Raw genomic sequence first — 13,477 nt, 5'->3', positions numbered from 1 at the left:
CCTTTTCCTCCTTTGTTGCATTTTATTTTTCAAATGTCTATAATTCATTATATTATGAAAAGTAAGCAGATAATCTTAAAGAATATGTTTATATTTATGAGCACCTCTGTTCTTTTGGTCCTGACATTTTTTTTCCTCACTTCTCCCCTTTCATCAGAGACGAAAAAAGAGGTCATGGTAATCACCGTAAACGGGGTCATTAATCCTGTCTCGGCAGAATTTATCGGGAAGAGCATAAAAAGCGCAAATGCAAAAAGAGCTGAAGCGCTTGTCATTGAGCTGGACACACCCGGCGGACTCGATACCTCAATGAGAACCATTGTGAAGGATATTATCGGAAGCGATGTGCCAGTGGTGGTCTTTGTCTCACCAAGCGGCAGCAGGGCAGCATCTGCAGGGGTGTTCATTGCCATTGCTTCACATGTTGCAGCAATGGCACCGGGAACGAATATCGGTGCAGCGCATCCTGTAGGTGTCGGTGAGAAGATGGACAAGACAATGTCTGAAAAAGCAACCAATGACGCTGCTGCGTACATTAAATCCCTTGCTGAAAGCAGGGGACGAAACGCGCAATGGGCTGAGGAAGCAGTCAGAAAGAGCATTTCCGCAACCGAGACAGAGGCGCTGCAAGGAAATATTATCGACCTCGTCTCCAAGGATATTAATTCTCTTTTGTCGGATATCGACGGCAAAAAAGTGAAAACAGTAACAGGAGAAAAAACCCTCAGCACGAAGGATACCGTCGTCAACAGAGAAGAAATGGGGCTCAGGTACAGGATACTCAACCTCATTACTGACCCCAATATCGCGTACATTCTTATGCTCCTTGGTTTTTACGGACTGTTCTTCGAACTTACAAACCCGGGCTCCCTTTTCCCGGGAGTCATCGGGGGGATATGTGTCATTCTTGCATTCTACGCATTCCAGACCCTTCCGGTGAATTACGCAGGACTTCTCCTGATCATTCTCTCGATCATTCTCTTCGTGCTCGAAATAAAGATCACTTCTCATGGAGTGCTCACAATCGGCGGTATCATCTCTATGGTAATAGGTTCACTGATGCTCTTCGAATCCCCCGCACCTTTCATGAAGCTTTCGCTCGCCATCATAATCCCTGCCGCGCTGACAACCGCCCTGTTTTTTACGCTGACATTCGGCCTTGCATTTAAGGCATACAAGAGAAAACCGCTTACCGGATATGAAGGCCTCATCGGATTGCAGGGCATCGCAGATACAGATATTACCCGCGACACGGGCATGGTCTCGCTGCACGGAGAACGATGGTCAGCCTGCGCCGATGAACCCATAGCCAAAGGCGACAAGGTCGTGGTTGAGTCAATATCAGGGCTCAAGGTAAAGGTAAGAAAATCACCGTGAGGAATCGGGGACATATGGTTTGCCCGGTTTACCGGCTGAATATTTTCATTTTCATTTGGGAAAAACCATCTACAAAACTTAGTTAAAAAGGAGGTATGTATGCCGACTTTAGCACCTTCATTCATGAGTTTTCTCCTGATAGCATTTTTCGTCCTGTATTTTCTTTCAAGTGCGATAAAAATCCTGAAGGAATATGAGCGTGGTGTCGTATTCAGGCTTGGAAGGATTATCCCGGTGAAAGGTCCCGGCCTGGTAATCATCTGGCCGATCATTGACAAGCTGGTAAAAGTCAGCCTCAGAATCGTTACCATGGATGTTCCGTCACAGGACATCATTACGCAGGACAATATCACCGTGAAGGTAAACGCAGTGGTGTATTTCAGGGTTATGGACCCGATTAAGGCGATCACGGAGGTTGAGGATTTTTATTTTGCCACCTCGCAGATTGCCCAAACAACGCTCAGGAGCATCCTTGGGCAGAGTCAGCTTGACGATCTCCTCACGAAAAGGGAAGACCTGAACACGGAGTTGCAGAAGGTTATCGACTTCCAGACAGAACCATGGGGCATTAAGGTCACAGCGGTCGAGGTCAAGAATGTCGATCTGCCTGAAGAGATGCAGCGGGCTATCGCAAAGCAGGCAGAAGCTGAACGTGAAAGAAGGGCGAAAGTCATCCATGCAGAGGGAGAGTATCAGGCATCCCAGAAGCTTGCAGATGCGGCAAAGATTATATCGACAGAAAGCGGAGCATTGCAGCTCAGGTTCCTTCAGACTCTCACGGAAATCGCTACAGAAAAAAATTCAACAATAATATTCCCGGTTCCCGTAGACCTGCTCAAGCCGTTTTATGACAAGATGACACAGAAATAAAGGACTGCGATCAGATCAAGTAAATACCTAAGGATAAGTCCGAAAGAATATTCAAAGGATTGCGTCTCAATCGAGGTCAGAAAAAACCCATAAAAAACAAAGACCGATCATAATATACGTTTTTGCAAAAAGGAGGACAGCAGAAATGTAGAGCGTTATGTTTTGAAGATGCAGGAACAGTTCAGTAAAAACTGAGTATGAAAGAAAGAACCGTAATAACGGGGGAGGATCTTATGCAAAATGCGATAACCCACCAGTTTGAGAAGGTAAGACGGTACGAAAGAAAGCCGTTCACGCAGACCATCGATTATTCAGTGAGCGTGTCAGAAGCCAGGGAACGGAAATGGCTCAACCTTAAAGGAAAGGCTGTCGACATCAGCGAAGCAGGGATAGGGATACAGACTGATTACCCGCTTTCACCCGGTCATATGCTCTGGTTCAACGGCGGGATTCAGGAAAAAGCGGGGTTCGTCAGATGGTGCGAAAAACTCGATAACACCTACCGAGCCGGGGTTGAACTGGACGGCAAACGCATTAAGGAACTTGATGAATCAACGGATATCTTCAATGCGCGTCTTGAAGAAATCGAGAAGAGATGCAATGATCAAGACGCAAATCCGGATACTATTCTGAAAGACATCTCTTCTGCCTTCGATGATGTGCTGTCCGCCTGCCAGCGTTTTGAACAGGAAACACGGGACATTACCATTATCCGCGACGCCCGGAGACGTTTCCATCAGAAAACCAATCCCATACTGTCGAAAAGCTATGCCATTAACCGTGCAAGGACATGGCCATTGGGATATCAGGGAGATTATAGAATGCTGGAAACCATCTATAGAAAAACTCCGCTTTCTGAAGGAATCGGGCACTACCTTGATACGATCTTGATCGAGAGTTCTCTTGCAGTAGCTGTAAGAAACCGTCTAAAAAACCTTGAAGACATACTGAAAAATGAACTGCAGAAAAAACATGGCTCCTCTGTTTTGAATATCGCATGTGGTTCCTGCCGTGAAGTTGTAGAAATATCTTCCACTATAGCGGAATCTGCAGCTAAATTCACCTGCATTGACCTTGATAATGATGCGCTTTCTTTTGCCGCAAATCGCCTTTCGTTTACAAACATTTCACCTTCAACTTCCAATCAGGTTATCCTCCGGAAATACAACGCAATCAGAATGTTTGATCACGAATTGAATATGAATGAATTTGGAGGACAAGACATCATTTACAGCGTCGGGTTCTTCGATTATCTGGATTCTGATTTCCTCACAAAACTGATTCATGCTCTTTACAATCTCCTAAATCCCGGTGGGTTATTGATTACTTCATTCAAAGATGCTGCCAAATATCGTCATCAGGAATACCACTGGATTGTTGACTGGGATGGCTTCCTGCAGCGGGATGAAGAAGATTTCAGAACGATCCTGAGACATGCGCGAATACCCGATGCGTCAATCTCCGAGATACGTGAAGATTCCGATATAATAGTGTTTTATCTTATTCGCAAATGATTCCCAGGAGAAATATTGTCATAACCGGGATCGGGGTTATATCTCCTATCGGCACAGGCAAAGATCGCTACTGGGAAGGACTGTTTGAGGGCCGAACAGGATTTAGAAAGATCGGCCTTTTTGACACTTCCTCATTTAGTGTTCACACCGCCGGTGAAATCAGCGATTTCGATCCTGAATCGCTGTTAGGGAAAAAGGGGCTCCGCACGCTCGACAGAAGCACAAAGCTATTAATGTCTGCTGCGCAACTGGCTATTGATGATGCAAAACTTCAGATTACTGAGCAAAACACCTATATCACAGGTGTTTCTATTGGAACTACATTCGGAAGTCTCCATAGCATTTCACAATTCGATCGTGACAGCCTGATAGAAGGTCCAAAATATGTCAATCCATCACATTTCCCTAATACCGTAATCAATTCTCCCGCAAGTCAGGTCTCTATCCGGTTTCAAATTAAGGGGTTCAACACCACCATATCAACAGGTTTTTGCGCAGGAATCGATGCTGTGACATATGCTTCCGACTTCATCCGTTTAAACAGGGCAGATGTTGTTCTTGCAGGTGCAGTCGAAGAACTGTGTGAAGAGACCTTTTTTGGCTTCCATAAACTCGGGTATTTGTCTGGCATGGATGGTTCTGAGCCCATATGCTGCCCCTTTGATGCACGGAGAAACGGCATCATCCTCTCGGAGGGGGCAGCAGTCCTTGTCCTTGAAGATGAGCATCATGCATTACGCAGAGGCGCGGCTATCGTGGCAAAGGTGCTCGGATATGGGAATGCCTTTGATCCCGATGCAGACAAAAAATTCAATAGCTCCGGAACAGGTCTCACAAATGCTATTGTCCTTGCCCTGAAAGATGCATCAATGGCACCTGAGGCAGTAGACTGCATATTTTCAGGTGCCAACTCGACCAGAGGACTTGACAGGATGGAAACCGAGGTTATTAAGGCTGTCTTTGGAAAAGATGCCTATACCATTCCGGTCAGTGCGGTGAAATCAATGGTCGGAGAAACATTTTCCGCCTCTGGCACCCTGTCTATTTCAGCCGCTGTTGGTACTGTCATAAAGGGGATTATCCCGCCTACAGTAAATCATAAAGAAAATGACCAAGAATGCAATCTCGATTATGTCCTAAATGGTGCGAGGAAACAACCTGTTAATGCAGCCCTGATTATCTCTTCCGATCCTTACGGACATAATTCAGCAATCATTATTGGAAAACACTAATATAATGGAGATTGGAGTATGACTCTTGATTTTGAGGAAATAAAGAAATTTATACCACAACGTTTTCCTTTCATCATGATCGATAAGGTCATCGAATTTACACCGGGGAAAGAAGTCACTGCGGTAAAGAATATTTCGGGTAACGACATCTTTTTCCTGGGACATTTTCCTGAAAAGGCAATCATGCCTGGAGTCGCAATAATAGAAGCTATGGCTCAGGCTGCAATAGTGCTTTTTTCTGCCGATCAAAATAACGGAATGAAGAAGGCACTTTATTTTTTAGGTTCGGTGAAAGCTCGTTTTTTGCATCCCGTTTTTCCCGGTGATCAGCTAATAATTAAAGCAGTTAATACTAAATCCCTGCCAAATGGTGCATACGTGTCAGCAACAGCATTTGTTCATGAAAGCAAAGTCTCAGAGGCTGAGCTTGTGTTTAGTGTAAAAAATGAATAAGAGAGTAGTCATAACTGGATTAGGAGTTATTTCCTCCATCGGCATCGGTTGGGAAGACTTCTGGGAGAGCCTTCTGAACGGAAAATCCGGGATCAGTCCCGTGTCATCTTTTGATACATCGAATCATTTTACTCACAATGGTGGAGAAGTAAAGTTGTTTGACCCCTTAAATTTTTTACCTGTCGAAGACCTGATTTTTCATAGTCGCGCGTCTCAGCTGGCAATTGCAGCATCATTGCTTGCCATACAGGATTCCCGCTTGCCCCAGCATGAAATACCTCTTGCAAGATTTGGAACTTGCATTGGCATAACTTCAGGATCTATACAGGTCATTGAGCATATTAATGACAAGGTAATCAGAAATGAAGATATAGAACAGAACCTGATTTGTCAGCTTCCAGTGCATTCTACGCCGGCAGCAATAGCAAAGCATTTGCATCTTGGCAGTGGAAATTACATATTTTCGACTGCTTGTGCAGCTGGTAATTATGCAATAGGTTACGGTTTCGACTTAATATCTTTAAATAGGTTGGATATGGTCCTCGCAGGTGCCTCAGACCCATTTTCAAGAATATCTTTCACCGGTTTTAATCAATTTTCGGCTGTCGCACCAGAAAAATGTCAGCCTTTTGACAAAAACCGCAAAGGCATGATGGTTGCAGAAGGCGCAGGAATACTCGTATTGGAAGCGTTAGAACACGCTTTGGAAAGGAATGCAACAATTTATGCGGAGATATTGGGTTATGGGCTTAGCTGTGATGCCAGTCATATGACTCAACCATCGGTTGAAGGAGTCGCTATGTGCATGACAAAAGCCTTACAGAATGCAGGAATTCAAAAAGAGGATGTAGACTACATCAGTGCACATGGCACGGGAACTCCAGCAAATGACAAAACCGAATGCGCTGCCATCAAAGAAGTGTTTGGTGACAGGTATCTGCACATTCCTGTGAGTTCAATCAAGTCTATGCTCGGACACACAATGGGTGCTGCCTCATCACTTGAGGCAATTGCCTGTGCTCTCGCTGTGAAGAATAATATCATACCACCGACAATTAATTTTGAGACTGCTGATCCTGAATGTGATATTGATTGCGTTCCAAATGACTCTAGAGAGTGTGAAGTCAATTTTGCACTCAATAATTCTTATGCCTTCGGTGGCAATAATGCCTGCCTGGTTTTGAAAAAATTCATCTAATAAGGAGCTATAATGGTAGAAAATGTAGAGCAAGAAATCATATCTATTATCTCTGATGTTTCAGGAACGGATACGGAAGACATTACCGCAGATATGAATTTGGCAAATGATTTGGAGATCGATTCAATCAAGGCAATTGAGATTGTTGTTGCTATCGAAAAAAAATATAAGATTTCTGTGCGAGATGAAGACATCCCTAGCATTACCACTCCTAGACAGGTAATAGATTTGACCATAATGTTGCTTAAACAAAAAACAGATGGAAGTTAGAAATGCCTGATAAAATCGATTCATATGACGCTATTATTATAGGGGCAGGACTCGGTGGCCTTGTCTGCGGCTGCTATCTTGCAAAAGCCGGGATGAAGGTACTTATCGCAGAGCAGCATCACAAACCAGGCGGCTATTGTACTTCCTTCAAAAGAGGAAGATATACCTTTGACGCTGCTGCACATTCTTTTGGTAGTTACAGACATGGTGGAAACATGAGGCTAATCATTGAAGGACTCGGGTTAGAAAATACTCTACAGATAAAACGATATGTTCCTTCCGATATTATCATTACCCCTGACCACAAAATTACCTTTTGGCCTGATTTAGACAAGACTATTGATCAAATTCAATACACTTTCCCTCACGAAGCTGCCAATATTCGCAAATTCATCCAGCACCTTACCTCCTTTAATCCTATAAATTTTGCAGCATTTAGGAAACAAACATTTAAGGAACTCCTTGACCAATATTTTCAGGATGAACACTTAAAAGCCATGATCGCGTTACCCTCTTTCGGTAATGGGGCATTACCACCTTCGATGATCTCTGCCTTCACAGGTACCAAGATTTTTACTGAATTTATTCTTGACGGTGGGTATTATCCCGAGGGAGGAATGCAGGTGCTGTCAGATACCCTGGCGGAGAAGTTTAAATCATTTGGTGGGGAGCTATTATTATCAAGCCTGGTGAAGAAAATCAGAGCAAAAGATAATCGCGTTACCGGCGTAATGCTGGAAAACTACGGTTTTGTCGCTTCTGATTATGTCATTTCTGCATGCGATGCAATGCAGACTTTTTTCAAGCTTTTAGGCAAAAAAACTGTAAACAAAGATGTATTACAAATAATTGATGGTATGATTCCTTCGTTGTCGACCTTTATTTTATACCTGGGTATTGATAAAGTCTTTGATTCGTTGCCAAACCCAGGCACCAACGTATGGTATTTGCCTTATTATGATTTAGACAAAATATATATGTATGCAAAAAAGGGAGACCTGGAAGCTGTCGGTGGATATATGGTACGTTTATCACCTGACAATAAGACTATTTTAGCATTTGTAAATGCCCCTTTTAAAAACAGAGCGTACTGGAAAAATAATAAATCTAAATCATTAGAATCCTTCATAGAGCGAATAGAAAAACACATAATTCCTCATTTATCTTCACATATCATCTATAAAGACGCCGCGACGCCTTATACCCTTTATAGATATACTCTCAATTACAAGGGAGCAGCCTACGGTTGGGCCAGTTTACCTTCACAATTATTTACTCCTGAATTGAGACAGTCTACCTCAATTAAAAGGCTCTATTTATGCGGACACTGGACGACACAAACACAAGGGATACCGGGCGCGGCATATTTGGGAATGGACACCGCTAGGTTAATTCTAAAAAAAGTAAAAAAATCGGGTTCTTGACTTGTCGCTCGACAGTCACGATGATTTCTTGTAAATTGAATATATAGCCATGGAATCGGAAAAAGAACAATATTTAAAAAACTACATTGAAACGCTTACGCACTTATGGACAGGTCTGAGTGCTTTATTCGGAGCAATTTTATTTTTGTTAATTGGAATATTAGATTATTTCGTCACACCAGACAATTTTCATAAGTTCATAGTCTATCGTTTAGTAGTTTCATCCATTCTAATCTCCCTATATTTTCTCAACAGACTCAAGAAAAGTCTATATTATCAATATTCGCTTCTCATAGTTGGAGCTATTGCATCAGCAATAGCAATTGAACTTATGATTCTTTCTTTCGGCGGTCATCAATCACCTTACTATGCCGGAATGACGCTCCTTATCATTTGTGTTCTAGGAATATTACCCCTCAACTTACCACTATCGTTTTTTGTCGGATTTTCCATATATTCGATCTATCTATTTCCCATATTGATATTTGACCAAGTAACCAATCGATCAATTTTTTTGAGTAACAACGCTTTTATGATTTCCATTTTTTCGGTTGCTTTTATCTGGAGATTTTTGAGTCACAAGAGACTTTTAAGTGAACTTAGTCTTCAGTATGACTTAGATCAACAAAAAAATCAGCTCAAAATCTATTCAGCCCAACTCGAAGAATTGGTCCAGGAACGGACAAAAGAGCTTGCCATCTCGGAAAAATGGCACAGGTCGATCTTTGACAATGCGACTGACGGCGTTATAGTACTCGACAAGAACGGGATCATCGTCAATGTGAACCAGAAAGCCTGCGAGATACATGGGTTTGACCGTGCAGCGTTAGTCGGGATTAACGTTGAGCTCCTTAAGACAAGCGGGGAGCGGGAAAAGCATGCTGACCGGTTTTCGAGGATCCTTCAGGGCGAATCCCTCATCTTCGAAACAGAGCATTACAAGAAAGACGGAAGCAGGGTTCTCCTTGAAGTCAGTTCAAAAGCCATTACCATTGGCGATGAACTCTATATCCAGTCATTCTACAGGGATATCACTGAAAAGAAGAAAATACAGGAACAGCTCATGCATTCCCAGAAGATGGAGTCCGTCGGGGCGCTCGCCGGGGGGATCGCCCACAATTTCAACAATATCCTGACCGCGATACTCGGATATGCCGAGCTGCTGCTGGAGTTCAGCAATCTTGATGACACTTCGAGACAGAGGGTGAGAAATATCGAAAGTTCGGCGCGCAAGGCCGGGGTAATGGTATCAAAACTCCTCAGCTTTGCACGCAGAGAAGCGCACGAGGTGCTGCCGCTGAGCCTGAACGACATTGTCAACGACTCTGCGAAGTTGTTCGAAGGGGTACTGGATAAGAGAATTGGCCTGAAGATAAATCTGCAGAACAATATCCCCCTGATTGAGGGCGACCCAAACCAGATCGAACAGGTGATCATGAACCTCATGGTCAATGCGCGCGACGCGATGCCGGACGGGGGCCTCATCACCATAAAAACTGACATGATCGACGTCGGCAGCAGCTCCAGGGACATGCCCGCATACATCATTCCGGGCAGATATATCGTTCTGACCGCCTCCGATACGGGATTCGGCATTCCCCAGGAACTTATCGGAAAGATATTTGACCCGTTTTTCACGACCAAGGAAAAAGGAAAGGGAACAGGCCTTGGCCTCGCAACGGTTTACGGGATAGTCAAAGACCACAGGGGATATGTCTCTGTTCAGAGCGAAGTGGGCAAAGGCACCACGTTTGACATCTTTTTCCCTGTTTCCGAAAAGACTGCTCCGAAGGTGCTTAAGCCGCTTCCTGTCTCAGTGGAAGGCAATGAGAATATCCTTGTGATCGATGATGACAGGGATGTGCTGAATTATATCAGGGATATCCTCGAAACACACGGTTATACGGTCATGCCTGAACACAATCCCCTTACGGCGATCGACACGTTCAGGAGTGTTTCAGACAAAGTCCCGCTGATAATCACCGACGTCATGATGCCGCTCATGGAAGGGCCGGAACTGGTCATGAATCTCAGGAAAATCAGGCCCGGAGTCAAGATCATCGTTGTGTCCGGCTACGGCACCGACGCCATAACCAGGGATGAGTCAGTGAACGCTTTCATAAAAAAACCGTTTGAGGGGATTGAACTGCTTTCAACAGTAAGACGGCTTCTTGATGCAAGAATCAGGGACTTACCACTTTATTAATGCAGAAGCCCAGGTGAGCCCTCCGCCGAACGCCTCAAGGAGAATGTAATCTCCTTCTTTCACCCTGCCCGATGCAACAGCCTCATCGAGAGCGATGGGAATGGAAGCCGCTGATGTATTGCCGTATCTTTCGAGATTCATGACAACCTTTTCCATCGGCATCCCAAGCCTTTCCGCAGTTGCCTGTATTATCCTCAGGTTCGCCTGGTGCGGGATAAGCAGGGAAAGCTGCGACGGTTCAAGCCCGTTCTCTTCAAGGGTCTTTATCACAAGTTCTTCAAGGGTTCTCACCGCAACCTTGAACGTCTCGTTTCCCTTCATTTTGATATAATGCTGCTTGTTCCTTACGGACGCTTCAGACGCAGGCTGCCTTGATCCACCGCCCGGAACGTGAATCAGCTCCCACATACTGCCGTCGGAATTAATGTGCGTTGAGAGCACCCCCCTGTCCTCATCGGTCGGCCCGAGCACTGCAGCGCCGGCACCGTCTCCGAAAAGCACACATGTGGCCCTGTCTTCCCAGTCCGTTATCTTCGAGAGCACCTCGGTCCCGACAACAAGGATGTAGTTGTGCACACCGGTCCTTATGAAACTGTCGGCAATGTGAAGGGCATACACGAACCCTGAACAGGCTGCATTGACATCAAACCCCGCAGCTCTTGCTGCAGAGAGCTTATGCTGGAGAAAGCAGGCGGTAGAGGGGAATGCCATGTCGCCCGAAATGGTTGCAACAACAATGAGATCAATGTCATCGGGCGTAAGCCCTGCCCTTTCGATGGCCACCTTTGAAGCGCCGAAGGCGAGGTCTGACGCCGCCTGCCCTTCATCGGCAATCCTTCTTTCCCTTATTCCCGTTCTCTCGGTAATCCATTCGTCGGACGTATCGACTGTTTTCTCAAGTTCGGAATTTGAAAGAACCCTCTCCGGAAGATAGGAACCGGTCGAAATAATTCTACTTCTTCGCAACCTTCAGCCTTTCGTGGTGGGCAAGATCTTTGGCGATGGTGGAGGATATGATTTCATAGACCTTTTTTGAGGCAAAGTCCGAAGCGACCCTCAGGGCGTTCCTGATCGCCTTGGCAGTGGACCTCCCGTGGCTTATGATACAGGTGCCGTTGATGCCAAGAAGGGGAGCCCCCCCGTACTCGTCATAATCCGTCTTTTTCTTGAAATTCTTCAGTGCCGGCTTCATGAACAGGTACCCTATTCTTCCTGATGCCAGGTTGGCAACTTCTCGTTTCAGCATCCTGATGAGTGCGTCTGCAAGCCCTTCACTGGTCTTGAGGATAACGTTTCCGGTAAACCCGTCACAGACTATCACATCAACGTCACCGGTAAAGATATCCTTCCCGTCGATATTGCCGACAAAGTTGATATCTGCCTCCTTGAGCAGCTTGAACGTTTCTTTGGTCAGTTCGTTCCCTTTTGTGTCTTCCTCTCCTGTGCTGATAAGTGCAACTTTCGGTTCAGCCCTTCCGAGGATAACCCTGCAGTATGTGCTTCCCATGAGTGCAAACTGGAGCAGGTTCTCAGGTCTGCAGTGAATATTTGCCCCTGCATCTATAAGCACAAAAGGCGCCTTCAATGTGGGCATGATGGTAGCAATCGCGGGCCTGTCGACAAGCTCGGACGCTCTGAGCACCAGCAGCGCAGTAGCCATAACCACACCGGAATGCCCTGCGCTCACAAACGCATCGGCCTCACCGTGCTTGACGAGTTCTATGCCCCTCCGTATGGAAGAATCCCGCTTCTTCCTTATCGCAGCAGCAGGAGATTCATCCATTCCGACGACCTGTGATGCGTGTTTTACGGATATTCTGCTGGGAGGGAATCTTCTGCTGTCAAGTTCCCTTGAGAGAATTGATTCATTACCTACGAGGATAACTTCTACATCATCGAAATTGTTGATTGTATCAAGAGCGCCCTCAATATTCACTGCAGGGGCATAATCACCCCCCATTGCATCCAGGGCAATCTTCATATTTCTTTTTCGACTATTGTGAGAACCTTGCGCCCGCTGTATGAACCGCAGTTCGGGCAGGCCCTGAACGGCAGCTTCAGTTCGTTGCAGTCAGGACAGAGGCCGAGGTTGGGCAACTGGCCCTTCCAGTTAGCTCTCCTCTTGTCCCTTCTCGACCTTGTATGTCTATGTGTTGGGTTTGCCAATGGTATACTCCTTTCATTCCTTTAATAGTTTTTTCAGAATATCAAACCTTGAATCTGTTTTCCTTGTATCGCAGGCACATTTTCCTTCATTGAGGTCAGCACCGCATTTCGCACATATTCCCCCGCACATCTCCCTGCAGAGAGGCTTCATCGGGAGATTCAGGACTATCTGCTCCTGGATAAGCGCGTCAATATCAATCTCTTCTCCTGTGTAAAAATCCAGATCGAGTTCTTCTCCCATAATCTCATGCTTTTCTTCACCCCTGAGCTCTTCCACGGGATGATACACGACATCAACCGGAACTGTTATTATACTAAAAAATTCTTTCAAACATCTACTGCATTCCAGTCGTATGTCTGCAGAAAGAATTCCCCTGACAATAACCTCATCACCAACTCTTTCGACCCTTAGCTGAATCTTGACGGGTGAGATTACGGCACTGGATTCTACTGTTTGCTGCAGCTCAAGATCTAATCCCTCATAAGGAATGTCTGAGATAAATACCTTCATTTATAAAAGACCGCTATTTTTTCGTTAAATCATTAAATTATAAAAACTCTTCCTGAAAACTGTCAAGATACGATCTCTCCCACGAATTGACAGGCTCCTCAAACCGGTCAGGGTGAAATATAAAGGGCATGGTCGGGCCACGACAAAGCCAGGTACTCTTCTGAGAAAACAGATACCGATCAAGACAAACCAATGGGACGAGTCCCGTCCGGGGTTTCTTGAAGCCGATACCGTAGCTCACTGCGGCACTTCTGTG

Annotated in this window: 13 protein-coding genes; 9 read left to right on the top strand and 4 right to left on the bottom strand. The window is 45.2% G+C overall.

Annotation, left to right across the window (positions count from 1 at the left end):
• The first annotated feature begins 84 nt into the window (after window positions 1-84).
• From AB1552_04245 to AB1552_04205, 9 genes are all read left to right on the top strand, one after another.
• Window positions 85-1,377 (top strand): nodulation protein NfeD, encoded by a 1,293-nt coding sequence (locus AB1552_04245; GenBank protein ID MEW6052988.1) that lies wholly within the window; start codon window positions 85-87, stop codon window positions 1,375-1,377.
• A 99-nt stretch (window positions 1,378-1,476) separates the two neighbouring features.
• Window positions 1,477-2,247 carry a slipin family protein gene (locus tag AB1552_04240; GenBank protein MEW6052987.1) on the top strand — a complete coding sequence of 257 codons (771 nt, stop codon included), beginning with the start codon at window positions 1,477-1,479 and terminating at the stop codon, window positions 2,245-2,247.
• 233 nt (window positions 2,248-2,480) lie between these two features.
• Window positions 2,481-3,761 carry a hypothetical protein gene (locus AB1552_04235; GenBank protein ID MEW6052986.1) on the top strand — a complete coding sequence of 427 codons (1,281 nt, stop codon included), beginning with the start codon at window positions 2,481-2,483 and terminating at the stop codon, window positions 3,759-3,761.
• Window positions 3,758-4,993 carry a beta-ketoacyl-[acyl-carrier-protein] synthase family protein gene (locus tag AB1552_04230; protein MEW6052985.1) on the top strand — a complete coding sequence of 412 codons (1,236 nt, stop codon included), beginning with the start codon at window positions 3,758-3,760 and terminating at the stop codon, window positions 4,991-4,993. Before AB1552_04235 ends, AB1552_04230 begins: the two co-directional genes overlap by 4 nt.
• 18 nt (window positions 4,994-5,011) lie before the next feature.
• Window positions 5,012-5,446, top strand: a complete 435-nt coding sequence (gene fabZ / locus AB1552_04225; protein ID MEW6052984.1) for a 3-hydroxyacyl-ACP dehydratase FabZ — start codon at window positions 5,012-5,014, stop codon at window positions 5,444-5,446.
• Entirely contained in the window at window positions 5,439-6,644 is a 1,206-nt protein-coding gene (locus AB1552_04220; GenBank protein MEW6052983.1) for a beta-ketoacyl-[acyl-carrier-protein] synthase family protein, read from the top strand. The genes fabZ and AB1552_04220 overlap by 8 nt, the downstream gene beginning before the upstream one ends.
• Before the next feature lie 12 nt (window positions 6,645-6,656).
• Window positions 6,657-6,914 (top strand): acyl carrier protein, encoded by a 258-nt coding sequence (locus AB1552_04215; protein MEW6052982.1) that lies wholly within the window; start codon window positions 6,657-6,659, stop codon window positions 6,912-6,914.
• Window positions 6,915-6,916: 2 nt separating this feature from the next.
• On the top strand, window positions 6,917-8,338 hold the full coding sequence (locus AB1552_04210) for an NAD(P)/FAD-dependent oxidoreductase (protein MEW6052981.1): 1,422 nt from the start codon (window positions 6,917-6,919) through the stop codon (window positions 8,336-8,338).
• Window positions 8,339-8,909: 571 nt separating this feature from the next.
• The gene (locus AB1552_04205) at window positions 8,910-10,544 is read left to right on the top strand and encodes a PAS domain S-box protein (GenBank protein ID MEW6052980.1); all 1,635 of its coding nucleotides are present in this window, start codon (window positions 8,910-8,912) and stop codon (window positions 10,542-10,544) included.
• Here the strand turns inward: AB1552_04205 and AB1552_04200 are convergent.
• Genes AB1552_04200 through AB1552_04185 form a run of 4 tightly spaced genes read right to left on the bottom strand, consistent with a single transcriptional unit; the run spans window position 10,530 to window position 13,221 of the window.
• Complete coding sequence (locus AB1552_04200; GenBank protein ID MEW6052979.1) at window positions 10,530-11,510, bottom strand: beta-ketoacyl-ACP synthase III; 981 nt, start codon at window positions 11,508-11,510, stop codon at window positions 10,530-10,532. The genes AB1552_04205 and AB1552_04200 overlap by 15 nt on opposite strands.
• Window positions 11,497-12,525, bottom strand: coding sequence for a phosphate acyltransferase PlsX (gene plsX / locus AB1552_04195; GenBank protein ID MEW6052978.1), 1,029 nt, complete (start codon window positions 12,523-12,525; stop codon window positions 11,497-11,499). Before plsX ends, AB1552_04200 begins: the two co-directional genes overlap by 14 nt.
• On the bottom strand, window positions 12,522-12,710 hold the full coding sequence (gene rpmF / locus AB1552_04190; protein MEW6052977.1) for a 50S ribosomal protein L32: 189 nt from the start codon (window positions 12,708-12,710) through the stop codon (window positions 12,522-12,524). Before rpmF ends, plsX begins: the two co-directional genes overlap by 4 nt.
• Before the next feature lie 13 nt (window positions 12,711-12,723).
• Window positions 12,724-13,221 carry a DUF177 domain-containing protein gene (locus tag AB1552_04185; protein ID MEW6052976.1) on the bottom strand — a complete coding sequence of 166 codons (498 nt, stop codon included), beginning with the start codon at window positions 13,219-13,221 and terminating at the stop codon, window positions 12,724-12,726.
• Window positions 13,222-13,477: the final 256 nt, after the last annotated feature.

The organism is Nitrospirota bacterium (genome assembly GCA_040754395.1).
Lineage (GTDB): Bacteria > Nitrospirota > Thermodesulfovibrionia > Thermodesulfovibrionales > SM23-35 > JBFMCL01.
This window is presented reverse-complemented; position numbering and strand designations above follow the sequence as displayed.